This is a genomic window from Paracoccus sp. SSK6, from assembly GCF_039770665.1.
GTDB lineage: Bacteria > Pseudomonadota > Alphaproteobacteria > Rhodobacterales > Rhodobacteraceae > Paracoccus.
This window is the reverse complement of the sequence record NZ_JBDPNJ010000002.1, coordinates 207,144-232,541: the sequence shown is the minus strand read 5'-3', so window position 1 is coordinate 232,541 and position 25,398 is coordinate 207,144. Positions and strand designations below refer to the sequence as shown.

The following is a 25,398-nucleotide window of genomic DNA, read 5'->3' as shown; positions in this document are numbered from 1 at the left end:
CCTGTCCATGAAAGCGCCCTTCTGGATCTTCCGGGCCTTGCAGCTTGGCGCCGCGGCCTCGGCGGCGCTGACGGTTGCCGTTCTGATGGGACTGCCCAGCCCGTTCTGGGCGGCCATGCCTGTCTGGGTCGTGGCACAGCCCTTTCGCCAGGATCTCGTGCTGCGCGCCGTCTTGCGGGTGGCGGGAACCGCCCTGGGCGCCGCGCTCGGCTGGTGGATTCTCATCGCCCTGCCCGACCCTTCCGCCAGGATCGCGGCGCTGGCGCTGACAGGCGGCCTTGGCGCGGCGGCGGCCTATTCCATCGGAACGGTCTACAGCTATGGCGTGCTGCTGGCGGCGATCACCGTGGCGGTGATCGTGGTCCCGGCGCTGGATCATGCCGTCGATGCCCTGGCATTGGCGCAGGGGCGGCTGATCTGCACCATCATCGGCGTGGTGGCGGTGACCGCCTTTACCTTCCCCTTCACGCCGCCGCGCCCGTCGGACCCCCGGCCGTTGGCAGCGCCCCCCGTCCGGGTTGTCTTGCATCGGGGCATGATCGCAGCGGCAACCGCCTTGCTGGGCGGCATCCTGCTGCACCTGATGGGCGGGCCTGCGGGTCTTGGCATCGCCCTGTCGCTTTGTGTCTTCAGCCTGCTGATCGCCTCGAGCCGCAACCCAGCGCCGATCCTGAACCATATGCCCATCGGAGCCGCGATCGGCGTGGCCGCCGCCCTGATCTATCGCGGGATGGATGCGGCCCTGCCCGATCCCGCCGGAATGGCGCTGCTGCTGGCGCTGCCCTCCATCGCGGCAGGCGCCCTCCTGCGCAGCCATCCCCGCGCGGCGCCCTTCGGACTGGACGCCAACATGTGCTTCTGCTTGCGGCAGAGGCCGGGACCGCCGGGCAGGGCGTCCAGGCCCATGTCCTTGGCGGCATGGCGATGATCGTTGCCGCCTTTTTCTTTACCGCCGCATTCCGGCGCATCGCCCCGTCATGAAAAGGCCGCCCTTCCCGGGCGGCCTAACCCCGCCTGCCGCTTCCTAGCTCATATGCCCGCGTTCGATCCGGGCGTATTCCACGGCCTTGCGGTTCACCTCGCCGCGCGTCTGCGGGCGCGCCCGCAGCGCCATGATCGCCGGGTGAATGCCCGATTCCCGGTCCTGGCGGGTGAATTCGCGCAGGCGGATGGTGCCCTTTTCCTCGGGCCTGTCGCTGATCGGCTTGGTCATCTTCGGCCTCCTGACAAGGTGGAGACCCCTGTATAGGCCCGAATCGGCGCCGATCAAAACCCTTAGGCGGCCTTGATGCCCTGCGCCGCCGACAGGACGGCGTGCAGCTTGACCGCGTCGTCATTGGCGCGCAGCTTGGCGCGCAGGTCGGTGTCGCGCAGGGTGCGGGACACAAGCGCAAGCGCCTTGAGGTGATCGACGCCGCTGGATTCGGGCGCCAGCAGGCCGAAGACCAGATCCACCGGCTGGCGGTCCACCGCGTCGAAATCCAGGGGCTTTTCCAGCCGCACGAACAGGCCCACCACGCGGTCCAGGCCGTGCAGGCGGGCATGCGGCAGCGCGACCCCCTGCCCCACCCCGGTCGGGCCCAGGCTTTCGCGTTCCTGCAGCGCGTCCAGAACCTCGCTGGCGTTCAGCCCGTATTCGGCATGGGCCAGTTCCGCCAGTTCCTGGAACAGCCGCTTCTTCGAGGTCACCTGACCCAGGGAACGCACGGCGCCCGGTTTGAGGATTTCGGTCAGCAGCATGGCTTTCGTCTTTCCAATGTTCAAGCGCCCCCGCGCAGGATGCCGGGGGCGGTCTGGGTTCTTCGGTCAGGCGTCCGGTCGGGCGGCGTCAGCCGTTCCCGCGCGGGTCGATCCATCCCACATTGCCGTCGTCGCGGCGATGGACGACATTGACGCCCCCGTGCTTTTCGTTCCGAAACACAAGCAGCGGCGTCCCGGCAAGTTCCATCTGCATCACCGCGTCGCCAACTGACAGGGTCGGCACGCGGGTCTCCATCTCGGCGATGATGATGGGCTGCAGGCCGCTGTCCTGCGCTTCCCATTCATCCTCGTCAGCGGCCAGCACATACATGCCGGCCTGGGCGAATTCAACCGGCTCGGACCTGTCCTTGTGGTGATCCTTCAGGCGGCGCTTGTAGCGGCGAAGCTGCTTGTCCATCTTCTCGCGGCAGGCCTCGAAGGCGGCATAGATCTCGGTGGCGGCGCCACGGGCGGTCACGTTCAGGCCGGTGGACAGATGCACCACGGCGTCGCACATGAACTGGTGGGCATCCTTCGAGAAGGTGATCGTGGCATCCGTGGGACGCTGGGAATACTTGCCGACCGTTTCGCCCACTTGCGTCTTCACATGCGTCGAAAGCGCATCGCCGATGTCGATCTGTTTTCCGCTGATGGTATAGCGCATCGTCTTTCCTCTCGGTTGCCCGTCTTGCCATGCGCCGGCCCGTCTGCCGGCACAGGGCGGAAACGGAAGCGGCGGGTTGGGGTTCCTGCCAAACCCGCATGAATCAATCTGGTGACAGCGGATCGGTTCTGTCAACCGGCACGCACATTCGCGCGAGCCGATTTCGGAATCAGGCCAGGCGGAAGCCTTCGCCCAGATAAACCTCGCGCACCTTGGGATCGGCGACGATCTGCTCGGTGCTGCCCGACATCAGCACATGCCCGTCATGCAGGATATAGGCGCGGTCCACGATGCCCAGCGTCTCGCGCACGTTGTGGTCGGTAATCAGCACGCCGATGCCGCGCGACTTCAGGTCGTGGACAAGGCCCCGGATCTCGCCCACGGCGATGGGATCGACGCCCGCGAAGGGTTCGTCCAGCAGCAGGAAGCTGGGGTCGGACGCCAGGCAGCGCGCGATTTCCGCCCTGCGGCGTTCGCCACCCGACAGCGCCAGCGCAGGCGCGCCGCGCAGATGGCCGATGGAGAAATCGCCCAGCAGCTCCTCCAGGCGGTCGCGACGGTGGCGGGGATCCTCGTGGACGACCTCCAGCACGGCCATGATGTTCTGTTCGACCGTCAGCCCGCGAAAGATCGACATTTCCTGCGGCAGATAGCCGATGCCCATCCGCGCACGCCGGAACATCGGCAGCCGCGTGGCGTCCTGCCCGTCGATCAGCACCTGCCCCGCATCGGGCGGCACAAGGCCCGCGATGCAGTAGAAGCAGGTGGTCTTGCCCGATCCGTTCGGACCCAGCAGGGCCACGACCTCTCCGCGCGCCAAATCGACGGACACGTCGCGGATCACCGGGCGGTTGCGATAGGACTTGCGCAAGCCCCGGACCTTCAGCCCGTCGCCCGTTCGCGCTTGCGCCCCCCGCATCAGTTGCCGCCCGGCTGCAGGACGGACCGCACCCGGCCCTGGACCTGCGCGGTGCCCGAGCCCAGGTTCACCAGCATCTTGTCGCCCGTCAGCACGTTGCCGCCTTGCGTCAGCACCACGTCGCCGGTCAGCGTGACATTGCCCGATTCCACGTCATAGGTCGCGGCCTGCGCCTCGGCCGCGTCCGGGCCCGACACCAGCGTCACGTTTCCCTTGGCGTCCAGCGAGCGGATGCGGCTTTGCCCGCCCTCGGCATAGATCACCGTCACCGTGTCGGCGGACAGGCGCATCTCGCCCTGGCCGATCACCACATTGCCGGTAAAGACCGCGCTGCCATCGGCCTGGTTGACCGACAGGTTGTCGGCCGCGACCTCGACCGGGGCCTTGGTATCGGCGCGCATCCCCCCGAAGCTCACGTTCTGCGCGACAGCCGGGGCGGCGGCCAGGATCAGGGCTGTCAGCAGGGGGCGCAGCATCGGCTTGTCCTTCGATGGGTCAGGGCTGGTATATCAGACGGACATCGCCCGAGAAATTCAAGATCGAAGCATTCTTGTCCCCGTCCGGCACAAGCTCCATCCGCTGCGCCGACAGGGTGCCAAACGGCGCTTGGGCCTCCACTCCCTCCTCGGCGGCGATGCGGGATCGGTCGGTCGCGGCCTCGACGCTGGCGGCGTCCAGCGTCCATCCGGTCGAGGTCGTCATGCGCACCCCGCCGCCCAGCCGGATCGCGCCATCCGCCAGCCCGGCCTGGGGCGCGGTCAGGTCGGCGCGCAGCCCGTCCGGGCGCTGCCAGTCCAGCCGCAGGTCGCGGGCCGTGCCGCCGCCCTTCGCATCGCCGCCCGGCGCGGCCTCGGTCGCGCGCAGGGTCAGGCTGGCCCCGTCATCCGTCACGCCCGCATATTCGGGCGCCACCAGGCGCGGGTCGCGGGCCCTCGCCTCGGCCTCCACATCGGCATAGGGGATCTGCGATACGCTGTCCCCCCCGCGCGAGAACAGGAACAGCGTGGACAGCATCGCAAGGGCCGCCAGCGGCAGCAGCACGCGCAGCCAGCGGACGATGCGAGTGCGGTTCATGGCTCAGGCGATCCCGGCGCGAAGGCAGTCGTGGATATGCAGGATCCCCTGCGGCAGGCCGTCGGCCACGACGAACAGGCAGGTGATCTTGCGGTCCTGCATCTGCGCCAGGGCCGATTCGGCCAGGGCATCCGGGGCGATCACGCGGGGACCGGGGGTCATCACCTCGGCCGCGCAGTGGTCCAGCAGGCCGTCCATGTGGCGGCGCAGGTCGCCATCGGTGATGATGCCCGTCAGGTGCCCGGCCTTGTCGGTCACGCCGGTCACGCCGAAACCCTTCTGGCTGATGACCAGCAGCGCATCCGCCATCGGCGCACCCTCCGCCACCAGCGGCATGTCGCGGTGCATCAGGTCGCCCACCTTGGCCAGCCGCGCGCCCAGCTTGCCGCCGGGATGGAAGGTGCGGAAATGTTCGGGCGTGAACTGCCGGTGCTCCATCAGCGCGACTGCCAAGGCATCGCCAAGCGCCAGCGTCATGGTGGTGGAGGTCGTGGGCACGATGCCGCTGCCGCAGGCCTCGGCCGCTGCGGGCAGCACCAGGGCCACGTCCGCCTGCCGCAGCAGGGTCGACTCGGGGCGAGAGGCGACGCCGATCAGCGGGATCTCGAAGCGCCGCGTATGGGCGATCAGGTCGGCCAGTTCCGGCGTCTCGCCACTGTTGGACAGGACCAGGGCCACGTCCGATTGCGTGACCATGCCCAGGTCGCCATGGCTCGCCTCGGCCGGATGGACGAACTGCGCGGGCGTTCCGGTCGAAGCCAGCGTGGCCGCGATCTTGCGCCCGACATGGCCCGACTTGCCCATGCCCGACACGATGACGCGTCCCCGCGCACCCAGGATCAGATCGACGGCGCGTTGAAAGTCGTCCGACAGCCCTGCAGCCAGTGCCTCCAGCCCGGTCATTTCGCAACGGATCACCCGCCGCGCTGTCTCGATGTAATCCGCCACGCCGTCCGCCTTATCTTCTGTGCAGCAAATATCCTCGGAGGGTCCGGGGGCGAAGCGCCCCCGGCTGCCCGGCACTTAATGCCGGAAGATGTCGTTTTCATCCCCCCAGCCCAGCAGGTCCAGATGGGCGCGGGCGGGCAGGAAATCGAAGCAGGCCTGCGCCAGCCCCATGCGGTTTTCCCGCCGCAGCCGTTCTTCCAGCGCGTCCTTCAGCTTGTGCAGGTGCAGCACGTCGGATGCCGCATATTCCAGTTGCGCATCCGTCAGATCCGCCGCCCCCCAGTCGCTGGTCTGCTGCTGCTTGCTGACATCCACGCCCACCAGCTCGTTCAGCAGGTATTTCAGCCCGTGGCGGTCAGTATAGGTGCGCACCAGCTTGGACGCGATCTTGGTGCACCAGACCGGCGCCGTGACCACGCCAAAGGCGTTTTCCAGCGCGGCGATGTCGAAGCGGCCGAAATGGAACAGCTTCAGCACCTTCGGGTCGGTCAGCATCCGGCACAGGTTCGGCGCCTCGGTCTGGCCGCGCTCGATCTGGACCAGATGCGCGTCGCCGTCGCCGCTGGACAGCTGCACCAGGCACAGCCGGTCGCGGCGCGGGTCAAGGCCCATCGTCTCGGTGTCGATGGCCACGACCGGGCCAAGGACCAGGTCTTCGGGAAGGTCACTCTGGTAAAGATGTATGCTCATCGCGTCGTCCGTCCGGGCCAAGCTGCGCCTGGCGCCCCTCTGACCAGAAAGCGCCGCCGCAATCCAGTGGGAATCGCCCATGGGCCGCCTGGGGCGGCAAGGACCAGCACATCGGCACCCGGTGCATCGCCACGGACTGATCCGATTCAAGCGCCGCCGTAGATACCGCCTTGGGTCGAGACAACGAACAGCAAGGATTGCGCTCTCCGTCCCCGGCCTGACCTCTCCCCGGACCTGCACGGCGCCGTCTTGGTCGTGAGCCTGCCCGAAAGCACCCGCACCGCCGCCACCCATCGATCCGGCGCTGACGGAGTGAACCTGGTGCTGCTGATCTTCTTCCCCGTTCCGGCCAGAAGGGCCGGGCGGCGGCGAAACTCGGCTTGGCCGCACGACAGACCCACCAGCAGGCCGGTTCCCCCAGTCCTGTGGTCTGGGACCGGACGAATACCGCTTGAACGGCCGCCCGTCCTGCCCGACATGCTGGCTGCGGCCCTGCCTGCCGCAAATGCCCCTGCACCTGCCGATCGGGCGCAGCGCTCTCCGACCCGCTGTTGCCAGTGTTGCGCCGACCGAACGGGCCGACCGCCAGGTGCGGCTGGTCATGCACAGGGCACACGGTGATCGGCGCGCTGTCAACGGTCCAAGGGCTGTTGCTGTCGATTGCCTTGCCCATAACCCGGTTCCGTAGGGCGCCGTCCCGCCTCCTTTCCGGTCCCGCAGCAGACATCCCGCTGCCGATCCACGCATCACTCTTGCCGTCATGGCCGCTTCCGACCGCCAGATCGCGGATCTGATGCACGACCTGACCGGAGGCCCTCCGGGTGGGGATCGTCGAACGGGCGGCCCTTCTGGATCGCCGCCAATGCCCGCCTTGGCCTTCGCACAGCGCAACCCGGGCTGCCGCTGCCAGGCTTGTCCCCGCAGCTTGACGCGCAGGACATGGCAAGGGGCGGCGGTTCGTGGCCGGCTTGGCTGCGGCGCGCCTCAGATCAGGTCGCGCGAACAGGACAGCCGCGCGACATGTATCAGCTGCTGCTGCCCGTGGCGGTGCCCGCCCACCCCGACTCCGTCGCCCGACACGCGGGCGAAGGGGCCGAGGATTTCCTCGCAGCCCCTTCCCGAAGGGTCGGCAACGGGCTGCGTATCGGCATCGCCACGGTTTATGCCCGCCAGGCGTCAGGACGCGGCCTTGGCTTCCTCAAGATGCTTCATGCAGGCCGCCTCGTCGCCGGCAGCAAGGGCGGCGCGGGCCTGTTCGATATGCATGTCGCGATCCGAACCACCGGCGGAGCCTGCCGCCTGTTCGCTCGCCGTCGGCTTGCCCTCCTGCTGGGCCTGGGCATCGGCGCCCGACATGGCGACGCCCGGCTGCTGTCCGTCCGCGCCTTCCAGCGGCGTGTGCGTGCCATCCTTGGCGATGCCCCCGCCATCCCCCGCTGCGGCGGTATCGGTCGAGGCAGCCCCGCTGGTGGCACCCGAGGCGCCCGCCGTGCTGTCGCCAGCAGCCGCGCTGTCAGTGTCGGCTGCCGTTCCGCTGTCGGCTGCGGCCCCGGTGCTGGCCGTGGCATCGTTGGCGGCGGTGCCGGAGGTTGTGCTGTCGGCGCCTTCCAGCGGCGCCAGGGATCCATCCTTCGAAATCCCTCCGCCATGGTCGCCGCCCGTCATGGCAGCCAGATCAGCCGCGCAATCGGCTTGTGCGGCAACGCCTGTCAGGGCCAGAAAGGCTGCGCCGACAAGGCCCGTATAGATGGGTTTCATCTGATCCTCCCGAAGATGATGACGCCTCGTCCTCTGCGAGGCATCGCCCGGAACGCACCGCCTTGGGCAATGTTCCCGCCGGGGATCAATGGTTAACTAAAGTCGTATGCGAAGCCGCCGCCCCAGCCCGGAGCCTCGCGTCGCCCATCGGCTGGCCCACCGCCATCCGTCCCCGCACCTGACGCGACGAATTCGGCAGGCGGGAGGAAGGTGCCAGCAGTTCCTCCGTCATCAAGGCCCCCAAGGTCCGGGGGTGGGAGATGATGCCTTCAGGCGCCAGATGGATGACCGTGCCGGCGTCGCCTTCGAGGTCATCAGGATCAGCCATGTCGGAGAGCCCTGCCAGAGAGAGGGACCGCTGGTTAGGGGTGCGCCAGGCATGGCAGCACCGCGCCACGGGCCTCTTGTGCGGTGCCGCAGGCTGGGGGTGGCGCCCGCCGGTGGACCAGCCGCGTCCTGCCCGCCCGGCCGCGACCTGCTGCATCATCCCGCTTTCTTGGGCGACAGGACCGGCATGATGGCCTGCGCGGATGCTGCCCCGGATACCGGGAAGCGGCCGTCTTGTTATGCCCTTGCCCCCGCCCAAGGTCATGCGGGCGGCAAGTCCCCCGCCGCGAACATGAAAGCCCCTGCGGCAAGGGCAACCCGCGGCTCTATCCGGCAAGCGCCCGCCAGGCCGTCACGAAATCCCGCGCCCGCTGTCCCGTGGCCGCCGCCTCCTGTCCGGGCTTGTAAAGCGCCGATCCCAGACCGAATCCGTCCGCCCCCGCTTGCCGGTATGGGGCCATGGTGGCCGGGTCGATGCCGCCGACCGGCAGCAGCCGGGTTTCGCGCGGCAAGACGGCACGCATCGCCTTGACGGCGGCGGGGGGGATCATCTCGGCCGGGAACAGCTTCAGGGCGGCGGCCCCTGCCTCCAGCGCGGCAAAGGCCTCGCTGACGGTGCCGACGCCGGGGCAGTAGGAGAGATCCAGGCGCCGCGCCTCGGCCGCGACGCGGGGATCGAAGTTCGGGGCGATGATGATGCGGCCGCCCGCATCGGCCACCTGGCCCACCTGATCGGGCGTCAGCACGGTGCCCGCCCCGACGATCGCATCGGGGGCTGCCGCGACCATCCGGGCGATGCTGTCCAGAGGCTCGGGCGAGTTCAGCGGCACCTCGATGATCGTGAAGCACGCGCCGGTCAGGGCGGCGGCGGTGTCGGCAGCCTCCTCGGGGCGCAGGCCGCGCAGAATGGCGATCAGCGGATTCGCGGCGAAGGCGGTGTCGAAGTCGGTCATAACAGTCCCCTCATCCGGGCGATTTCCCAAAGCCCCCGCTGCGCCATGCCCGGCGGCGCGATCTGCGCGCTCACACCCAGCACCTCGAAGGCTGTCTGATAGCGCGCAGCCAGATCGCCGCGCCCGATGATCGTGACCGGGCCGTCTGCGTCGCGCGCCCCTTGCGCGACCTCGTCCCCGATCAGAAGGCCGGACAGATAGTCCGCGATCTGCTCCCCAGCCAGCCGGTCCATCAAGGCCAGCGTCCGGGCGCTGAAGATGCGTCCCAACAGCGCACCATCCTGCCGCCCGGCTTCGACACCCTGCCGGAAGGCCTCCTCGCTGCCCGGCCCCGGTTGGATCAGGCGGCCCAGGATGGTGTGGTCGCGCAAGGCGGCGAAAACCTCGCCCGTCATCACGGTGCGGAAGCCCACCAGACTGCCGCCCTCGGCCCGCGCCCATTTGCTGTGGGTGCCGGGCAGGACGAACAGACCGCCTGTGCCTCCGCCTGCCAGATGGCCGATGATCTCGGTTTCCTCGCCCCGCATCACGTCGGGGGCGGGGCCGTCCGGGTCGCTGACCGCGCCGGTGACGAAATGGATGCCGTCGTGGAGGGTCAGGCTGCCGGCCAGGGCGGCCGCGTCCAGCGGCAGGGGCAGATAGGGCGTCTCCACCCAGCCGTTGCGGCTGGTAATCATGCCGGAGGCAATGATTGGCGTGCCGTCCAGCCAGGGGCCGATGCTGTCTTGCAGGGCCTGCCGGAACCCGCCCGGCAGGGCGCTTGCGGCCAGGATGCCGGGACCGTCGCTGATAGTCTCCAGCACCTTGCCGCCCTGCCCCATGCGCCAGGCCCGGAACGATGTCGTACCCCAGTCGATGCCGATCAGCGCGGTCATCGGGAAAACCTGTAGGCGGCGTAGCAACGATAAGTCTGGCCGGGGCGCAGGATCGCGTCGGGGAAATCGGGCCGGTTCGGCGCATCGGGCCAGCCCTGCGTTTCCAGCGCGACACCGGCAAAGCGTTGGTAGCGACGGCCATCCAGTCCCGGCAGCCCGTCGAAATGCACACCGTCATAGAGTTGCAGGCCGGGCTGATCGGTCTCGATTTCCATGCGAATACCGCTTTGGCCGGTCAGTTCGGTCACGACGCGCGGCGCAACAGGGCGGTCCGACAGGCAGAAGTTGTGGTCGTATTCGCCCGGCGTAATGGGCCGCGCCTGCCGGAAATCGAAACGCGTGCCTTCGACCGGGGCGGTGCCCGGCAGGGGGATCAGGTCGTCATCAACGGGCAGATAGCGGTCGGCCACGATCCGAAGGCGGTGGCTGCGCACGTCGCCCCCGCCGTCGAGGTTGAAGTATCCATGATGCGCCAGGTTGCAGGGTGTCGGCGCGTCGGTCTGGGCCTGCAGGCCGAAGACCAGCGCACCGTCGCGCAGGGCAATATCTGCGCGGATGCTCATGGTGCCGGGAAAGCCCATCTCTCCATCCGGCAGGGTCAGCGTCAGGGTGGCGCTGTCCTCGCGCGCCTCCTCGACCCTCCACAGATGCCAGTTCGTCCCCTGCGCGCCGCCATGCAGCGTGTGGCGGGCGCGAAAGTTCGGATCGGTCCGGTATTCCCGCCCGTCCAGCGTAAACCGCGCCCCGCCGATGCGGTTGGCGAAACGCCCGACGATGGCGCCCATATACAAGCCGTCGCCCAGGTAATCCGCCGGGTCGGGGCAGCCCAGGACCAAGGGGTGATCCACCCCCTCCATCCGCAAATCCTGCACGGTCGCGCCCAGGGTCAGCACCTGCGCCGTCAGCCCGCCGCCGGTCAGCGTCAGACGGTCTACGCGGCGTCCGTCCGGCAGGGTCCATCCGCTCACAGGATCACCCTGGGTTCCGGCAGTCCGGTCAGGCCGGTCTCCAGCCGGTAGGTCTTGCCCTGCGCGCCGTCGGGATCCTTGATCCCGTCCTTCGCGGTCGTGACCAGCAGATGCGACAGATCGGGGCCGCCGAAGGCCGGGCAGGACGAATGCTGCCCGCCGACCGTCCAATGATGCGTCCGGTTGCCATCCGCGTCAAAGCGCATGACTGCGCCCTGCCCCCAGACCGCGCAGCAGAAGCCGCCGCCTGCGTCGATCACCGCCCCATCGGGCGACCAGCCTTGGGCGGACAGGTCCAGATAGACCTGTCGCTCGCCCACCGGCCAGCCGTCCGCGTCCAAGCCCTGCCGCCAGACGATGCTGCGGTCCGTGTCCGAGTAATGCACCGTCCCGCCATCCGGCGAAAAGCAGATCGAATTCGGGATGGTGATGGGATCCACCAGCCTTCGGACCTCTCCGCGATAAAAGCGATAGATCGCGCCCAGACCGGGTTCGCCCTGTCTGCCCATGGTGCCGAACCAGAACCCGCCCTGCCGGTCCGCGCGGCCGTCGTTGGACCGGGTGGCGGGGTTGTCGGCCTCGACCTTCGCGACCTCGGTCAACGATCCCTCCGTCAGCGACATCACCGCCAGCCCGGTTTCGGTGGCAACCAGCAGCCTGTCGCGGTCGATCCAGCCCGCGGCCGAAGCCATCCTGTCGAAGCGCCATTCCAGCGGCTGACCCTCCGCGTCCTGCGACAGAAGCCGCTTGCCCAGGATGTCGAACCAGAAGAACTGTTCCCGCTCGGGGTGCCACAGCGCCCCCTCTCCCAACTGGCATTGGCGGTCGTCGTGGATCATGGTGCCCCCTTGGCAAGCCGCATCTGCGACAGTTTCAGCAAGCCCTTTTGCAGAAGGATGAAGGCCAGCAAAAGGATCCCGATGACGATCTTGGTCCACCACGACGACAGGCTGCCATCGAAGACGATATAGGTCTGGATCAGCCCCATGGTCAGCACGCCCACGAAGGTGCCGAACATGTAGCCCGCGCCCCCCGTCAGCAGCGTGCCGCCGATCACCACGGCGGCAATGGCGGTCAGTTCCGTCCCCACCGTCGCCAGCGAATAGCCGGACCCGGTGTAGATCGAGAACACGATCCCCGACAGCCCGGCCATCGCCCCGGAAAAGGCATAGACCAGCACCGTCGTGCGCCCCTGCCTGACGCCCATCAGCCGGGCGGTCGCCTCGCCCCCGCCAAGGGCATAGACAGAGGTGCCGAAGCGCGTCTTGTGGGCCACGATCATGCCAAGGACAAAGGTCAGGACCATCAGCACGCCGATCAGCGTCAGCCGCCCCTTGCCGGGCATCAGCCAATAGGCCTTCTGCAGGGCGTCATAGAAGGGATGCTGGATCGGCACGGAATCGATCGACAGGATATAGGCCGCCCCCCTTGCCAGGAACATGCCGGCCAGCGTGACGATGAAGGCGGGCATCGCCAGCCGGTCGATCAGGAAGCCCATGCCCGCGCCGAAGGCGGTCGTCAGCGCCAGCAGCAGGGCAAAGACCAGCAGCGGATGCAGCGAGGTGTCGCGCAACAGGACCGCGATGAACACGCCCGAGAAGGCGATGACCGATCCCACCGACAGGTCGATGCCGCCCGACAGGATCACCAGCGTCATGCCGACCGCGACGATGCCCAGATAGGCGTTGTCGGTCAGCAGGTTGCCGATGACCCGCGTGGACAGGATGTTCGGGAACTGCAGCCAGAAGATCGCGTAAGCCAGCAGGAAGATGCCGATGGTGACGTAAAGGGGCAGCGCGCGGGTGTTCATGCTTGCCTCCGCGTAATGGCTTCGCGCTGTGCGCGGTGGCTATCGCGCCACAACCGCCATTCCGAGGCGATGCGGGGCGATTGCAGGACCAGGATCACAAGGACCAGCCCGGCCTTGATGATAAGGTTGTATTCGGACGGAAAGCCGATCAGGCGGATGCCGATGCTGATGGTGGTGATGATGAGCGCGCCCACGATGGATGCGGCGATGGAAAACCGCCCGCCCAGCAGGGAATTGCCGCCGATCACCACCGCCAGGATCGCGTCCAGTTCCAGCCACAGCCCGGCATTGTTGGCATCCGCCCCGCGGATGTCGGCGGTGACGATCAGCCCGGCCAAGGCTGCGCAGAGGCCCGAGGCCACATAGACCGCGATCAGCAGCACGGTGGCGTTGACGCCCGCCAGCGCGCTGGCGCGGCGGTTGATGCCTATCGCCTCGACCAGAAGGCCAAGCGCGGTGCGGCGCATCAGAAGCGCGGTGGCGACGGCGGTGACGATCCAGATCCAGGTGGGCACCGGCAGGCCAAGGACCGCGCCCGACCCGATCCATCCGAAGCCCGGATCGGTGAAGGTCAGGATCCGCCCTTCGGTGATCAGTTGCGCGACGCCGCGCCCCATGGTCATCAGGATCAGCGTGGCGACAAAGGGCTGGATGCCGACGATTGCCACAAGCGCGCCGTTCCACAGCCCCGCCAAGGCGCCCGCGCCAAGGGCAAGGACCAGCGCGGCAGGCAGCCCCCAGCCTGCGGCGACGGCGGATGCCGCGACCGCGCCGCAGATCGCCATGATCGTGCCGACCGACAGGTCGATGCCGCGCGTGGCGATCACCAGCGTCATGCCGACCGCCAGCAGGGCCACGGGCGCCGCGCGCTTCAAAACGTCGATGACCGGGCCGACCAGCCGCCCGTCGTTCATCTGGACATTCAGGAAGGCCGGATAGAAGGCCGTCACCACCGCCACCAGGGCGGCAAGCGCGATCAATTGCGGGGCAAGGCGTCGCAGCATCTCCATCACGCGGCCCTCTCGGTGGCGGCGATGGCCCCCATGATGCGGTTCGGGGCGATCTCCTCGCCGGTCAGTTCCGCGACATGGCGGCGGTCGCGCAGCACGATCACGCGGTCCGACACCGCGATCAGCTCGTCGATTTCCGAGGAAATCACCAGCAGCGACATGCCCTGCTCCACCAGGTCGTGGATCAGCCGGACGATCTCGGCATGCGCGCCCACGTCGATGCCGCGCGTGGGTTCGTCCAGGATCAGGAAGCGCGGGTTCATCGCCAGCCAGCGGGCCAGCACGACCTTCTGCTGGTTGCCGCCCGACAGCTCTCCGATGCGCTTTTCCCGGCCCGAGGTGCGGATGTCCAGCCGCCGGATATAGTCGTCGGCCAGCCGGTTCTGTTCCGCGCGCGGGATCGCCCGCGCCCAGCCGCGCCGGGCTTGCAGGCCCAGAATGATGTTTTCGCGCACCGACAGATCGGCCACGATCCCGTCGGTCTTGCGCTCCTCGGGGACGAAGCCGAAGCCTGCCGCGATGGCCGCGCGGGGGCTGCGCAGGTCAAGCGCGCCTTGCTGGTCGCGCGCCTGACCCGAATGGGCGTTCCGCAGCCCGAACAGCAGTTCCGCGCTTTCCGTGCGGCCCGATCCCAGCAGACCGGCGAGGCCCACGACCTCGCCCTGCCCCACGGCCAGATCGAAGGGTTCGACAGTGCCGCGACGACCCATGCCACGAAATTCCAGCATCGGCGGGCGGGGGCCGCGATCCACGGCCTGATGCGCGGTCGCATCCTCCAGTTCGCGGCCCAGCATGTGTTCGATCAGGCGGACGCGGTCCAGGCTGGCCGTGTCGGCGGTCACGATCTTGCGGCCGTTCCTCAGCACCGTCACCCGGTCGGTCAGGTCGAAGACCTGGTCCAGGAAATGCGACACGAAGACGATGCCAAGGCCCCGCGCGCGCAACCCCCGCACCACGTCGAAGACCATCCGCACCTCGGCCGCGTCCAGCGATGCGGTGGGTTCGTCCAGGATCAGCACCTTGCCCGACAGGGCGACCGCGCGGGCAATGGCGATGATCTGCTGGATGGCCACGGAACAGGTGCCAAGGTCGCGGTCCACGTCCAGATCCAGCCCGTATTCGGCCAGCATCGCACGGGCCTGCGCGCGCATCGCGCGGGTCTGGATCAGGCCCCAGCGGCGCGGTTCCCGCCCGAACATCAGGTTCTGCGCGACCGTCAGGTTCGGCAGCAGGTTCACCTCCTGATAAACCGTGCCGATGCCCAGTTCCTGCGCGTGGGCGGTGGAATGGGGGTCGATGGGGGCGCCGTCCAGCGTCACCGTGCCGCCGTCGCGGCGATAGGCGCCGGTCAGGCACTTGATCAGCGTGGACTTGCCTGCGCCGTTTTCGCCCAGAAGCGCATGGACCTCGCCCGCGCGCAGGTCGAAATCGACCGCATCCAGCGCGCGCGTGCCCGGAAATGTCTTGGTCAAGGACCGGATCGACAGCAGCATGACGCCTTCCCCTTCGTCATGGACGCCGGGCCGCGGCGGGCGGCCCGGCAAAGGCGGTCAGTAGCCCAGGCCCTTGCGGCGCTCGTATTCGCCCGCAGGATCGTCGGCCTGGGTGTAAAGCTTCGACTCCGTCTGGATGAACTTCGGCGGCATGGTGCCGTCCTTCCAGTAGGCCGCCAGCGCGTCGAAGGCGGGGCCAGCCATGTTCGGCGTCAGTTCGACCGTGGCATTCGCCTCTCCGTTCGCCATGGCCTGGAACAGGTCCGGCACGCCGTCGATGGAGACGACCAGGATATCGCTGCCCGGCTTCAGCCCGGCCTCCTTGATGGCCTGGATGGCGCCCACGGCCATGTCGTCGTTATGGGCGTAAAGCGCGCAGATGTCCTTGCCGCCATTCTCGGCCTGGATGAAGCTTTCCATCACCTCCTTGCCAAGCGCCCGCGTGAAATCGCCGGTCTGGCTGCGCACGATGGTCAGGTTCGGGTGATCCTTGATGGCGTTCTCGAAGCCGGTCTTGCGGTCGATGGCGGGGCTGGATCCGGTGGTGCCCTGAAGTTCGACGATGCGGCATTCCTTGTTGCCGACCTCACCCACCAGCCATTCTCCCGCGACCTCACCCTCATGGACCAGGTTCGAGCCCACGGCGGTCAGGTACAGGTCGTCGGCGCTGTCCACCTGCCGGTCCAGCAACACGACGGGGATCTCGGCCTCCTTGGCTTCCTGCAGCACGGCGTCCCAGCCGGTCGCGACGACCGGGGCCAGCAGGATCGCGTCCACGCCTTGCGCAATGAAGGACCGGATCGCGGCGATCTGGTTTTCCTGCTTCTGCTGCGCGTCCGAGAACTGCAGCTGGATGCCACGTTCCTCGGCCTGTTGCTTGGTCAGCGTGGTTTCCGCCGCGCGCCAGCCGGATTCCGATCCGATCTGCGAAAAGCCGACGGTTTCGCCGTCAGCGAATGCGCCGGTCGCGGTGACGGCCAGAAATGCCGCCGTGCCCAGCAGGGTCTTGATGGTCATCAGTTATCCTCCCTCGTGAATGGACAGGCCGGTCCTCCACCGGCCGATGGGTGCGGGGCCTCAAAGGCCCCGCAAATCCTCGGGCAACAGCGCCTCGGGGATGTTCTGGTAGCTGACCGGTCGCAGGAAGCGGCGGATCGCCATGGTTCCCACGCTGGTCGCGCCGAAATTGGTGGATGCGGGGTAAGGCCCGCCATGGACCATGGCGTCCGAAACCTCGACCCCGGTGGGCCAGCCATTGGCAAGGATCCGGCCCGCCTTGCGCTCCAGCACCGGCATCAGCCGCCGCGCCAGGTCGGTGTCGGCATCGTCCAGATGCAGGGTGGCGGTCAACTGGCCCTCCATGGCCTCGGCCACGTCCAGCATCTGGTCGCCGTCCTGGACGGTGACGATCACGCCCATGGGGCCAAAGACCTCCTCGGCCAGGGTGTGGTCGCGCAGGAATTCCTCGGCCGTGGTCTTGTAGATGGCAGGCAGGGCATTGCGGCCCTCGCTGACGCCCTCGAAGACCGGGGTGGCGACGCCCGCCGCGCGTTCGGTGCCCGTGCGATAGGCCTCGGCGATGCCGTCGGTCAGCATCACCTGCGGCGCGACCTTGGCCAGCGTGTCGCCCGCTGCCTTGGCGAAGGCATCGGCCAGCACGCCTTTGGGCACTACGATCAGGCCGGGATTCGTACAGAACTGGCCCGCGCCCATGGTCAGGCTGCCCGCCCAACCTTCGGCGATCTTGGCCCCGCGCGCGGCAAGCGCCTGCGGCAGGACGAAGCCCGGGTTGATGCTGCCCAACTCGCCGAAGAAGGGGATCGGCTCGGGCCGCGCGGCGCAAAGGTCGAACAGCGCCCGGCCACCGCGCAGGCTGCCGGTGAAGCCCACGGCCTTGATCAGCGGGTGCTGGACCAGCGCGGCGCCCACGGCATGGCTGTCCCCGTGGATGAAGCTGAAGACACCGGCGGGCATGCCGGTTGCCGAGATGGCGGCATGGATCGCCTCGGCCACGATCTCTCCGGTGCCGGGATGCGCCGGGTGGCCCTTGACGACGACCGGGCAGCCCGCCGCCAGGGCCGAGGCCGTGTCACCGCCCGCCGTGGAAAACGCCAGCGGAAAGTTCGAGGCGCCAAAGACCGCGACCGGGCCGATGGGCCGCTGGATCAGCCGCAGGTCGGGGCGCGGGATGGGTTGGCGGTCGGGCAGCGCCACATCATGGCGGCGGTCCAGGTAATCGCCCTTGCGGATATGGTCGGCAAACAGCCGCAACTGGCCGGTGGTGCGCCCGCGTTCGCCCTGCAGCCGCGCCTCGGGTAGGCCGGTTTCCTGGCTGCCGATGGCGGTGATCGCCTCGGCCCGTGCCTCGATCTGGTCGGCGATGGCTTCCAGGAAGCGGGCGCGATCCTCTCGGCTGGTGGCCGCATAGGCAGCGAAGGCATCCTCGGCGGCCTCGCAGGCGCGGTTCACCAGGTCCACCGTCCCGGTGCTGAACTCATGCGGCTCGCCTTGGGCGGGCGCGGACTGGAACGTCCCCTCTCCCGCCAGCCATTCGCCTGCGATCAGATGTTTGCCATGGGGGGTGAAGGTCATTGCATTATCCTCAGAAATGGAACTCCGCGACGCTGTTCCGCCGCCCGAGGGTGAAGGCATCGGCCACAAGCACCATGGGCGCAAGGTCCGCGTCCGATTGCCCGCCGCGGACCAGTTGCGCCATGCGGGCATAAAGCGCCGGATATTCGCCCATGATGTCATCGGTCCCCTGCACATGTCGGCCATCGATCTCCAGCCGGTTGCCGCCCATGCGCAGCGCCATCCGGCCCGCATCGGTCTGGAACTCCATGTCCCAGGTCTGCGGACCTTCCTGGCGGAAGTCGAAATCCGCTTCGATCCGTTGGCTGAACTGCAGCCGCGCGGCGATGGGGGCCTGGCGGTTGGTCGGAAAGTCCAGGTCGGCGGACAGCAGGCGCACCGGCGAGGGCAGGATTTCGGTCAGGATCGACAGGGCATTAATACCGGGATCGAAAACGCCCATGCCGCCCACCTCGAAGATCCAGTCCTGGCCGGGGTGCCATTTGCGCACGTCCTCGCGCCAGGTGATGCGGCCTTCGTGGAGCGTCTTGCCCGCCAGCCAGTCTTTTGCCGCCGCAACGGCCATGGCCATGCGCGAATGCCAGGTGGCGAAGATCGTGACGCCCTGTTGGCGGGCCAGATCGCAAAGGGCATGAACCTCGGCCAGCGTCGCGCCGGGGGGCTTTTCCAGCATCAGGTGACGGCCCGCGCGCAGCACGGCCTCGGCCACGGCATAGCGCGGCACGGGCGGCAGGCACAGGCTGACCACCTCGATATCGGGCCGCGCGTCCAGCATGGCATTGATGTCGGTGAAGGCCTCGATTCCCTCGACCCTGCCGTGGCGGCTAACAGTCGCGGCCAATTCCCAGTCGGGGCTGGCCTCCAGCGCGGGGACGTGCTGGTCCAGCGCGATCTTCCCGATGCCGACGAGCGCGATCTTCATCAATGGCTGTCCCTTCCCACCGGATTGCCGCGGCAGCCTTTCAGGAAGTCCAGATCCGCCCCGGTATCCGCGCCCTCCACATGCGCCTGGTGCAACCAGGCATAGCCGCTGGCCGGCACCTCATGCGTGGGGCGCCATGCGGCCAGCCGCGCCTCCAGTTCGGCATCGGGGATGTCCAGGTGCAACCGGCGGTTCGGCACGTCCAGTTCGATCATGTCCCCGTCGCGGACCACGGCCAGCGGACCACCGGCGGCCGCCTCGGGCGAGGTATGCAGGACCACAGTCCCATAAGCCGTCCCCGACATACGGGCGTCGGAAATCCGCACCATGTCGGTGATGCCCTTGCGCAGCACCTTGGGCGGCAGGCCCATGTTGCCCACCTCGGCCATGCCGGGATAGCCCTTGGGACCGCAGTTCTTCATCACCATCACGCAGGTCTCGTCGATGTCGAGTTCCTCGTCGTTGATCCGCGCCTTGTAGTCGTCGATGTCCTGAAACACGACCGCGCGGCCACGATGGACCAGCAGATGCGGGCTGGCGGCGGACGGCTTCAGCACCGCCCCCTTGGGCGCCAGATTCCCGCGCAGCACGGCGATGCCGCCCTGGGCCGTCAGCGGGCGATCGGCGGGCAGGATCACGTCCTCGTTCCAGTTGACGACATCCTTGACCTCGTCCCAGATCGTGCTGCCGCTGACGGTCAGCGCGTCCTTGTGCAGGAGTCCCGCCTCACCCAGGCGCTTCAGGACGACGGGCAGGCCGCCCGCATAGAAGAACTCCTCCATCAGGTATTGCCCCGAGGGCATCAGGTTCACGATGGTCGCCACGTCGCGCCCGCAGCGGTCCCAGTCGTCCAGGGTGATGTCCACGCCGACCCGGCCCGCGATGGCCAGCAGGTGGATGACGGCATTGGTGGACCCACCGATGGCGCCGTTGGTACGGATGGCATTCTCGAAAGCCTGACGGGTCATGATGTCGGAGGGTTTCAGGTCGTCCTTGACCATCTGCACGATACGACGGCCAGACAGCTGCGCCATCACGCGGCGGCGCGAATCCACCGCCGGGATCGCCGCATTGCCGGACAGCGCCATGCCAAGCGCCTCGGCCATCGACGCCATCGTGGACGCCGTTCCCATGGTGTTGCAGGTGCCGGTAGAACGCGACATCGACGCTTCGGCCTCCAGGAACTCCTCCTGCGTCATCTCGCCTGCCTTCACGGCCTCGGAGAACTTCCACAGATGCGTGCCGGACCCGACGCGTTCGCCCCGGAAGTATCCGTTCAGCATCGGCCCGCCGGTGACGACGATGGACGGGATGTCGCAGGACGCGGCCCCCATCAGCAGCGACGGCGTGGTCTTGTCGCAGCCGACCAGCAGCACGGCGCCGTCGATGGGCTGGCCCCGGATGGTTTCCTCGACCGCCAGTGCTGCCAGGTTGCGGAACATCATCGCGGTCGGGCGGAAGGTGTTTTCGGATGCCGAGAACACCGGCACCTCGACCGGGAAACCGCCCGCCTCCCAGACGCCCGCCTTCACCTTTTCGGCCAGTTCGCGCAGGTGGCCGTTGCAAGGCGTCAGATCCGCCCAGGTGTTCAGGATGCCGATCACGGGCCGCCCGTCGAACAGGTCGTGCGGCCAGCCCTGGTTCTTCATCCAGCCGCGATGATAGATCGTGTCGCGCGAGGTGCCGCCATACCAGTGCTGGGAACGAAGCTGGCGCGGCCAGGGGGCGGGGGTAAAGGTCATTCAGGGCCTCAAAGAGTGGCGACGGCGACAGGGATCTCGCCGTTCTGCTGCTGGTCCAGCGGGTTTGAAAGCGGCAGGCCGAAGGCGGGGGCCTCGATCTGGAAGACTTCGCCGGATCGCGCCTTGACGCCGTCCGCGAAGGACAGGGTGGCGGTGCCGAAGAAATGCACATGCACATCGCCCGGCTGGCGGAACAGCGCGTATTTGAAGTGGTGGTGTTCCAGATTCGCCAGGCTGTGCGACATGTTGGACTCGCCCGACAGGAAGGGTTTTTCCCAGATCACGCGGCCGTTTCGCAAGATGCGGCTAGTCCCTTCGATATGCTGCGGCAGATCGCCCACCAGCATTTCGGGGCCATAGCTTGCCGGGCGCAGCTTGGAATGGGCCAGCCACAGGTAGTTGCCGCGTTCCGTCACATGGTCGGAAAACTCGTTCGCGAGCGCAAAGCCAAGCCGGAAGGGCGTGCCGTCCGGGCCGATCAGGTAGAGGCCCGCGATCTCGGGCTCTTCCCCCGCGTCCAGCGCAAAGCCGGGCGAGACCAGCGCCGCGCCGGGGGCGACCGCATTGGCGCCATTGCCCTTGTAGAACCATTCGGGCTGCACGCCGACGCCCGACCCCTGGGGCTTGCCGCCTTCCAGGCCCATGCGGAACATCTTCATGCTGTCGGTCAGCGCCTCGGCATCCGCCTTGGCGTGCATCGAGTTGCGGGTGGCGGCGCTGCCCAGATGCGTCAGTCCGGTGCCGGTCAGGTGCAGATGCGCGGGATCGTCGTGATCCAGCGGCAGCAGCACCCGGCCTTCGGCCAGGGCGGCGGCCAGATCGACAGCCTCACCCTGCCCGCGCGCCGTGACTTCGGCCTCAAGGCCGCGCCCGGCGGCGATGGCCGCCTGCGCCAGGTCGCGGGTGGAGCGCACGCCCGGCACGATCCAGGCCCGGTCGCCAGTCCGTGCGGCGACAGCCCGGTCCCCGCCGGGGCTTTTCAGTTGCGACAGGAACATGGTTCAGCCTTGCTTGGTCTTGTTGTAAACGTCGAAGATCACGGCGGCCAGCAGCACCAGCCCCTTGATCACCTGCTGGTAGTCGATGCCGATGCCCATGATTGACATGCCGTTGTTCATCACGCCCATGATGAGCGCGCCGACCACGACCCCGATGATGCGTCCCGATCCCCCGGTCATCGAGGCGCCGCCGATGAAGACGGCCGCGATCACGTCAAGCTCGAACCCGACGCCCGCCTTGGGGGTGGCGCTGTTCAGGCGCGCGGTGACGATCATCCCGGCCAGCGAGGCCAGCACGCCCATGTTGACGAAGGTGAAGAAGACCAGCCGCTCGGTCTTGATGCCCGACAGCTTCGCCGCCTTCTCGTTCCCGCCAAGGGCATAGATGCGCCGCCCGGTGGTCGTGGATTCGGTGAAGAAGGCATAAAGCACGATCAGCACCGACATGATCAGCAGCACGTTCGGCAGGCCCCGGAAGCTGGCCAGCTTCCAGCCCACGAACAGGAGCGCGATCACCACAACCGCGTTACGTGCCCAGAAGAAGCCCGCGGGTTCGGGGGCGATGCCGAATTCTGCCTCGCGCGCGCGGCTTCGGATGCCCGCCCAGACGATGGCGGCGGCGGCAAGCGCGACCAGCAGCATGGCCGTCAGGTTCGGCTTGTCGGGGCCGAACAGGTCGGGAATGAAGCCCGTGGACAGCGCCTGGAAGGACCGCTCGAACGGGCCGATGTTCTGCCCACCCAGCAGCCACAGGGTCAAGCCCCGGAAGACCAGCATCCCCGCCAGAGTCACGATGAAGGACGGGATGCGCCAATAGGCGATCCAGTAGCCCTGCGCGGCGCCGATCAGCCCGCCCACGACCAGCACCATCGGCAGCACCAGCAGCACGGGCAGATCCATCTTGACCAGCAGCATCGAGGCGACCGCCCCGGTGAAGGCCGCGACCGAGCCCACCGACAGGTCGATATGGCCCGCCACGATGACCAGCAGCATCCCCAGCGCCATGATGATGACATAGGAGTTCTGCAGGAACAGGTTGGTGATGTTCTGCGCCGACAGGAAGTCCACCCCCTGCACGGCGCGCACGATGATGAAGAAGAACAGGACGATGGCGACCAGCGCCAGCATCATTCCGTTTTCGCGCAGGTGGCTGCCCAGATGGGCGCCGATCCCTGTCTTGGCCGTTGCCGGCTTGCCCGTGTCGGCGCTGCTCATGCGGCCTCCCCTCCCTTCATTCCGTCCTGCAGGATCAGGGCCATGATCCGTTCCTGGCTGGCCTGTTCGCGGGTCAGCTCACCGGCGATCCGGCCCTCGTTCATCACATAGATGCGGTCGCACATGCCCAGCAATTCGGGCATTTCCGAACTGATCATGACGACGCCGTGACCCTGCGCGGCCAGGTCGTTCATGATGTTGTAGATCTCGAACTTGGCGCCCACGTCGATGCCGCGCGTCGGTTCGTCCAGGATCAGCACCTGCGGATCGGTGAACAGCCACTTGGACAGCACCACCTTCTGCTGGTTGCCGCCCGACAGGTTCATCACCCGCTGGAACACGCTTGGCGTGCGGATGTTCATGGCGCTGCGATATTTCTCGGCCACCTGCTGTTCGCGTCCGCGCGACAGGATGAAGCGCGAGGCGATGCCTTCCAGGTTCGCCAGGGACACGTTGCGCAGGATCGGTTCCTCAAGGATCAGGCCCAGGGCCTTGCGGTCCTCGGTCACATAGGCGAGCCCCGCGTCGATGGCCTTGGACACGGTGGACAGGTCGGGCTTGGCGCCCGCCAGCGTCACCTCGCCCTGAATGTCGCGGCCATAGCTGCGGCCGAACAGGCTCATGGCGAATTCGGTGCGGCCCGAGCCCATGAGGCCCGCGATGCCCACGATCTCGCCCTTGCGGACGTTCATCGACACGTTGCGGATCACCTGGCGCGGCTGGTCGGGGTGCATCACCGACCAGTTCTTCACCTCCATCAGCATCTCGCCGATCCTGGGCGTGCGCTCGGGGTAACGATGGGCCATGTCGCGGCCCACCATGTCGCGAATGATCCGGTCCTCGGTGATCTCGCTGCGGTCGAGCGTGGACACGGTGGATCCGTCGCGGATCACCGTCACGCGGTCGGCCACGCGGCGTATTTCGTTCAGCTTGTGGCTGATGATGATTTGGGTGACGCCCTGGCCCTTCAATTCCAGCATCAGGTCCAGCAGCTTCTGGCTGTCGTTTTCCTGCAGCGCGGCGGTCGGCTCGTCCAGGATCAGCAGGCGCACGTTCTTGGCCAGCGCCTTGGCGATTTCCACCAACTGCTGCTTGCCGACGCCCAGCTTTTCCACGCGGGTCGTCGGCGCCTCGGTCAGCCCGACCTTGCGCAACAACGCCTCGGTCTTCTGATAGGCCAGCGGCCAGTTGATGACCCCGCCGGTCGCGACCTCGTTGCCCAGAAACAGGTTCTCGGCCACGGACAGCAGCGGCACAAGCGCCAGTTCCTGATGGATGATGACGATGCCCGCATGTTCGCTGTCGCGGATGTCGCGGAACTGCGCGGGCTTGCCGTCATAGAGGATCTGGCCGTCATAGCTGCCATGGGGATAGACGCCCGACAGCACCTTCATCAGCGTGGACTTGCCCGCGCCGTTTTCGCCGCAGATGGCGTGGATCTCGCCCTCGGCCACGGACAGGTTCACGTTGCTCAGCGCCTTGACGCCGGGAAAGGTCTTGGTGATGCCCTGCATCTCAAGGATGGCCGTCATCGTGTTTCTCCCTTCGCGGGACGGTCCCGGCCTGTGCCGGGACCGCCGGGATCACTTCAGCTGGTCTTCGGTATAATAGCCCGAATCCACCAGAACCTGTTTCCAGTTCTCGGCCGTGACCGCGACGGGCTCCAGCAGATAGGACGGCACGACCTTGACGCCATTGTCATAGGTCTTGGTGTCGTTCACCTCGGGTTCCTTGCCTTCCAGCATGGCGTTGACCATGCCGACCGTGACCTTGGCCAGCTCGCGCGTGTCCTTGAAGACCGTCGAATACTGTTCGCCGTCGATGATCGCCTTGATGCCGGGGATTTCCGCGTCCTGCCCGGTGATGATCGGCATCTTCAGGTCGCCCGAGCCGTAGCCCACGCCCTTCACGGACGAGATGATCCCGCGCGCCAGCCCGTCATTCGCCGACAGCACGCCATGGACCTCCTTGTCGCCGTAGTTCGCCGACAGGATGTTGTCCATCCGCGCCTGCGCCGTGGCCGCGTCCCAACGCAGCGTGCCGACCTTGTCGAGCCCCATCTGCCCCGAGGGGATCACGATGTCACCGGCGTCGATCAGCGGCTGCAGGACCGACATCGCGCCGTCATAGAAGAAATAGGCATTGTTGTCGTCGGGGCTGCCGCCGAACAGTTCGACGTTCCAGGGCTTCTGGTCCGGGAAGCGCTCCTTCAGGCCCTCCACCAGAGAAGTGCCCTGCTGGACGCCGACCTTGAAGTTGTCGAAGGTGGCGTAATAATCGACATTCGGCGTGTCGCGGATCAGCCGGTCATAGGCGATGACCTTGATGTCCGACGCCTTGGCGTTTTCCAGCGCGTTCGACAGCGTCGTGCCGTCCAGGGCCGCGATGACCAGCACCTTCGCGCCGGTGGTGATCATGTTCTCGATCTGGCTCAGTTGCGCCGGGATGTCGTCATTGGCGTATTGCAGGTCGGTCTGATACCCGGCCTCCTGGAACTGCTTGACCATGTTCTCACCGTCCGCGACCCAGCGCGCGGTGACCTTCTCGGGCATCGAGATGCCCACCTTCTCGTCGGCCGCCACCGCGGCCAGCGGAACCGTCAGCGCGATGGCGGCAACGGTCAGCATCTGTCTCAGCTTCGTCATTCGCATCCCCTCCCAAGGTGCCGGTCGATCAAGGGGCGGACGCTTCGGCCCGCCC

Annotated in this window: 26 protein-coding genes; 1 reads left to right on the top strand and 25 read right to left on the bottom strand. The window is 67.6% G+C overall.

The genetic code is table 11. The features are described from left to right. Positions 1 to 7 precede the first annotated feature (7 nt). Positions 8 to 928: an FUSC family protein gene (locus AAIL68_RS02920; RefSeq protein WP_347137993.1), complete on the top strand. Its 921-nt coding sequence runs from the start codon at positions 8 to 10 to the stop codon at positions 926 to 928. A 96-nt stretch (positions 929 to 1,024) separates the two neighbouring features. Here AAIL68_RS02920 and AAIL68_RS02915 read toward each other — a convergent pair whose 3' ends face one another. The 25 genes from AAIL68_RS02915 to chvE all read right to left on the bottom strand — a co-directional run bounded on the left by AAIL68_RS02915 (position 1,025) and on the right by chvE (position 25,343). Then, complete coding sequence (locus AAIL68_RS02915) at positions 1,025 to 1,213, bottom strand: hypothetical protein (protein WP_347137992.1); 189 nt, start codon at positions 1,211 to 1,213, stop codon at positions 1,025 to 1,027. A gap of 62 nt (positions 1,214 to 1,275) precedes the next feature. Next, positions 1,276 to 1,740 carry a PTS sugar transporter subunit IIA gene (locus AAIL68_RS02910; RefSeq protein ID WP_347137991.1) on the bottom strand — a complete coding sequence of 155 codons (465 nt, stop codon included), beginning with the start codon at positions 1,738 to 1,740 and terminating at the stop codon, positions 1,276 to 1,278. Positions 1,741 to 1,828: 88 nt separating this feature from the next. After that, positions 1,829 to 2,404, bottom strand: a complete 576-nt coding sequence (raiA, locus tag AAIL68_RS02905) for a ribosome-associated translation inhibitor RaiA (RefSeq protein WP_347137990.1) — start codon at positions 2,402 to 2,404, stop codon at positions 1,829 to 1,831. 169 nt (positions 2,405 to 2,573) lie between these two features. Then, positions 2,574 to 3,323, bottom strand: coding sequence for an LPS export ABC transporter ATP-binding protein (gene lptB / locus AAIL68_RS02900; RefSeq protein WP_347137989.1), 750 nt, complete (start codon positions 3,321 to 3,323; stop codon positions 2,574 to 2,576). After that, positions 3,323 to 3,799, bottom strand: coding sequence for a lipopolysaccharide transport periplasmic protein LptA (lptA, locus tag AAIL68_RS02895; protein WP_347137988.1), 477 nt, complete (start codon positions 3,797 to 3,799; stop codon positions 3,323 to 3,325). Before lptA ends, lptB begins: the two co-directional genes overlap by 1 nt. Before the next feature lie 19 nt (positions 3,800 to 3,818). Next, on the bottom strand, positions 3,819 to 4,397 hold the full coding sequence (locus AAIL68_RS02890) for a hypothetical protein (protein ID WP_347137987.1): 579 nt from the start codon (positions 4,395 to 4,397) through the stop codon (positions 3,819 to 3,821). A 3-nt stretch (positions 4,398 to 4,400) separates the two neighbouring features. Continuing rightward, positions 4,401 to 5,300, bottom strand: coding sequence for a KpsF/GutQ family sugar-phosphate isomerase (locus AAIL68_RS02885; RefSeq protein ID WP_347138040.1), 900 nt, complete (start codon positions 5,298 to 5,300; stop codon positions 4,401 to 4,403). Between the two features lie 120 nt (positions 5,301 to 5,420). Further along, complete coding sequence (locus AAIL68_RS02880; RefSeq protein ID WP_347137986.1) at positions 5,421 to 6,035, bottom strand: ribonuclease H-like domain-containing protein; 615 nt, start codon at positions 6,033 to 6,035, stop codon at positions 5,421 to 5,423. 1,176 nt (positions 6,036 to 7,211) lie between these two features. Continuing rightward, the gene (locus AAIL68_RS02875; protein ID WP_347137985.1) at positions 7,212 to 7,793 is read right to left on the bottom strand and encodes a hypothetical protein; all 582 of its coding nucleotides are present in this window, start codon (positions 7,791 to 7,793) and stop codon (positions 7,212 to 7,214) included. An 85-nt stretch (positions 7,794 to 7,878) separates the two neighbouring features. Further along, positions 7,879 to 8,121 carry a hypothetical protein gene (locus tag AAIL68_RS02870; RefSeq protein WP_347137984.1) on the bottom strand — a complete coding sequence of 81 codons (243 nt, stop codon included), beginning with the start codon at positions 8,119 to 8,121 and terminating at the stop codon, positions 7,879 to 7,881. A gap of 325 nt (positions 8,122 to 8,446) precedes the next feature. Next, on the bottom strand, positions 8,447 to 9,073 hold the full coding sequence (locus AAIL68_RS02865) for a 2-dehydro-3-deoxy-6-phosphogalactonate aldolase (protein WP_347137983.1): 627 nt from the start codon (positions 9,071 to 9,073) through the stop codon (positions 8,447 to 8,449). Continuing rightward, a complete protein-coding gene (locus tag AAIL68_RS02860; RefSeq protein WP_347137982.1) occupies positions 9,070 to 9,948 on the bottom strand; it encodes a 2-dehydro-3-deoxygalactonokinase in 879 nt (292 codons plus the stop codon). Before AAIL68_RS02860 ends, AAIL68_RS02865 begins: the two co-directional genes overlap by 4 nt. Beyond that, positions 9,945 to 10,916 carry an aldose epimerase family protein gene (locus AAIL68_RS02855; RefSeq protein ID WP_347137981.1) on the bottom strand — a complete coding sequence of 324 codons (972 nt, stop codon included), beginning with the start codon at positions 10,914 to 10,916 and terminating at the stop codon, positions 9,945 to 9,947. The genes AAIL68_RS02860 and AAIL68_RS02855 overlap by 4 nt, the downstream gene beginning before the upstream one ends. Beyond that, positions 10,913 to 11,755 (bottom strand): SMP-30/gluconolactonase/LRE family protein, encoded by an 843-nt coding sequence (locus AAIL68_RS02850; protein ID WP_347137980.1) that lies wholly within the window; start codon positions 11,753 to 11,755, stop codon positions 10,913 to 10,915. The genes AAIL68_RS02855 and AAIL68_RS02850 overlap by 4 nt, the downstream gene beginning before the upstream one ends. Further along, complete coding sequence (yjfF, locus tag AAIL68_RS02845; RefSeq protein ID WP_347137979.1) at positions 11,752 to 12,726, bottom strand: galactofuranose ABC transporter, permease protein YjfF; 975 nt, start codon at positions 12,724 to 12,726, stop codon at positions 11,752 to 11,754. Before yjfF ends, AAIL68_RS02850 begins: the two co-directional genes overlap by 4 nt. Further along, positions 12,723 to 13,736, bottom strand: a complete 1,014-nt coding sequence (locus tag AAIL68_RS02840) for an ABC transporter permease (RefSeq protein WP_347137978.1) — start codon at positions 13,734 to 13,736, stop codon at positions 12,723 to 12,725. Before AAIL68_RS02840 ends, yjfF begins: the two co-directional genes overlap by 4 nt. Next, positions 13,736 to 15,229 (bottom strand): sugar ABC transporter ATP-binding protein, encoded by a 1,494-nt coding sequence (locus AAIL68_RS02835; RefSeq protein WP_347137977.1) that lies wholly within the window; start codon positions 15,227 to 15,229, stop codon positions 13,736 to 13,738. The genes AAIL68_RS02840 and AAIL68_RS02835 overlap by 1 nt, the downstream gene beginning before the upstream one ends. 57 nt (positions 15,230 to 15,286) lie before the next feature. Continuing rightward, positions 15,287 to 16,246, bottom strand: coding sequence for a galactofuranose ABC transporter, galactofuranose-binding protein YtfQ (gene ytfQ / locus AAIL68_RS02830; RefSeq protein ID WP_347137976.1), 960 nt, complete (start codon positions 16,244 to 16,246; stop codon positions 15,287 to 15,289). A gap of 60 nt (positions 16,247 to 16,306) precedes the next feature. After that, positions 16,307 to 17,821: an aldehyde dehydrogenase (NADP(+)) gene (locus AAIL68_RS02825; protein ID WP_347137975.1), complete on the bottom strand. Its 1,515-nt coding sequence runs from the start codon at positions 17,819 to 17,821 to the stop codon at positions 16,307 to 16,309. Positions 17,822 to 17,831: 10 nt separating this feature from the next. Next, positions 17,832 to 18,743: a Gfo/Idh/MocA family oxidoreductase gene (locus AAIL68_RS02820; protein WP_347137974.1), complete on the bottom strand. Its 912-nt coding sequence runs from the start codon at positions 18,741 to 18,743 to the stop codon at positions 17,832 to 17,834. Beyond that, entirely contained in the window at positions 18,743 to 20,485 is a 1,743-nt protein-coding gene (gene araD, locus AAIL68_RS02815; protein WP_347137973.1) for an L-arabinonate dehydratase, read from the bottom strand. The genes AAIL68_RS02820 and araD overlap by 1 nt, the downstream gene beginning before the upstream one ends. 8 nt (positions 20,486 to 20,493) lie before the next feature. Next, positions 20,494 to 21,483, bottom strand: a complete 990-nt coding sequence (gene araD1, locus AAIL68_RS02810) for an AraD1 family protein (RefSeq protein ID WP_347137972.1) — start codon at positions 21,481 to 21,483, stop codon at positions 20,494 to 20,496. A 3-nt stretch (positions 21,484 to 21,486) separates the two neighbouring features. Then, positions 21,487 to 22,698: a multiple monosaccharide ABC transporter permease gene (gene mmsB, locus AAIL68_RS02805; protein WP_347137971.1), complete on the bottom strand. Its 1,212-nt coding sequence runs from the start codon at positions 22,696 to 22,698 to the stop codon at positions 21,487 to 21,489. Next, entirely contained in the window at positions 22,695 to 24,230 is a 1,536-nt protein-coding gene (gene mmsA / locus AAIL68_RS02800; RefSeq protein ID WP_347137970.1) for a multiple monosaccharide ABC transporter ATP-binding protein, read from the bottom strand. The genes mmsB and mmsA overlap by 4 nt, the downstream gene beginning before the upstream one ends. Before the next feature lie 51 nt (positions 24,231 to 24,281). Then, entirely contained in the window at positions 24,282 to 25,343 is a 1,062-nt protein-coding gene (gene chvE, locus AAIL68_RS02795) for a multiple monosaccharide ABC transporter substrate-binding protein (protein ID WP_347137969.1), read from the bottom strand. Positions 25,344 to 25,398 lie beyond the last annotated feature (55 nt).

Coding starts and splice junctions, on each gene's coding strand:
- AAIL68_RS02920 (WP_347137993.1), top strand. CDS start 8: ATGAAAGCGCCCTTCTGGATCTTCCGGGCCTTGCAGCTTGGCGCCGCG.
- AAIL68_RS02915 (WP_347137992.1), bottom strand. CDS start 1,213: ATGACCAAGCCGATCAGCGACAGGCCCGAGGAAAAGGGCACCATCCGC.
- AAIL68_RS02910 (WP_347137991.1), bottom strand. CDS start 1,740: ATGCTGCTGACCGAAATCCTCAAACCGGGCGCCGTGCGTTCCCTGGGT.
- raiA (WP_347137990.1), bottom strand. CDS start 2,404: ATGCGCTATACCATCAGCGGAAAACAGATCGACATCGGCGATGCGCTT.
- lptB (WP_347137989.1), bottom strand. CDS start 3,323: ATGCGGGGGGCGCAAGCGCGAACGGGCGACGGGCTGAAGGTCCGGGGC.
- lptA (WP_347137988.1), bottom strand. CDS start 3,799: ATGCTGCGCCCCCTGCTGACAGCCCTGATCCTGGCCGCCGCCCCGGCT.
- AAIL68_RS02890 (WP_347137987.1), bottom strand. CDS start 4,397: ATGAACCGCACTCGCATCGTCCGCTGGCTGCGCGTGCTGCTGCCGCTG.
- AAIL68_RS02885 (WP_347138040.1), bottom strand. CDS start 5,300: ATGACCGGGCTGGAGGCACTGGCTGCAGGGCTGTCGGACGACTTTCAA.
- AAIL68_RS02880 (WP_347137986.1), bottom strand. CDS start 6,035: ATGAGCATACATCTTTACCAGAGTGACCTTCCCGAAGACCTGGTCCTT.
- AAIL68_RS02875 (WP_347137985.1), bottom strand. CDS start 7,793: ATGAAACCCATCTATACGGGCCTTGTCGGCGCAGCCTTTCTGGCCCTG.
- AAIL68_RS02870 (WP_347137984.1), bottom strand. CDS start 8,121: ATGGCTGATCCTGATGACCTCGAAGGCGACGCCGGCACGGTCATCCAT.
- AAIL68_RS02865 (WP_347137983.1), bottom strand. CDS start 9,073: ATGACCGACTTCGACACCGCCTTCGCCGCGAATCCGCTGATCGCCATT.
- AAIL68_RS02860 (WP_347137982.1), bottom strand. CDS start 9,948: ATGACCGCGCTGATCGGCATCGACTGGGGTACGACATCGTTCCGGGCC.
- AAIL68_RS02850 (WP_347137980.1), bottom strand. CDS start 11,755: ATGATCCACGACGACCGCCAATGCCAGTTGGGAGAGGGGGCGCTGTGG.
- yjfF (WP_347137979.1), bottom strand. CDS start 12,726: ATGAACACCCGCGCGCTGCCCCTTTACGTCACCATCGGCATCTTCCTG.
- AAIL68_RS02840 (WP_347137978.1), bottom strand. CDS start 13,736: ATGGAGATGCTGCGACGCCTTGCCCCGCAATTGATCGCGCTTGCCGCC.
- AAIL68_RS02835 (WP_347137977.1), bottom strand. CDS start 15,229: ATGCTGCTGTCGATCCGGTCCTTGACCAAGACATTTCCGGGCACGCGC.
- ytfQ (WP_347137976.1), bottom strand. CDS start 16,246: ATGACCATCAAGACCCTGCTGGGCACGGCGGCATTTCTGGCCGTCACC.
- AAIL68_RS02825 (WP_347137975.1), bottom strand. CDS start 17,821: ATGACCTTCACCCCCCATGGCAAACATCTGATCGCAGGCGAATGGCTG.
- AAIL68_RS02820 (WP_347137974.1), bottom strand. CDS start 18,743: ATGAAGATCGCGCTCGTCGGCATCGGGAAGATCGCGCTGGACCAGCAC.
- araD (WP_347137973.1), bottom strand. CDS start 20,485: ATGACCTTTACCCCCGCCCCCTGGCCGCGCCAGCTTCGTTCCCAGCAC.
- araD1 (WP_347137972.1), bottom strand. CDS start 21,483: ATGTTCCTGTCGCAACTGAAAAGCCCCGGCGGGGACCGGGCTGTCGCC.
- mmsB (WP_347137971.1), bottom strand. CDS start 22,698: ATGAGCAGCGCCGACACGGGCAAGCCGGCAACGGCCAAGACAGGGATC.
- mmsA (WP_347137970.1), bottom strand. CDS start 24,230: ATGACGGCCATCCTTGAGATGCAGGGCATCACCAAGACCTTTCCCGGC.
- chvE (WP_347137969.1), bottom strand. CDS start 25,343: ATGACGAAGCTGAGACAGATGCTGACCGTTGCCGCCATCGCGCTGACG.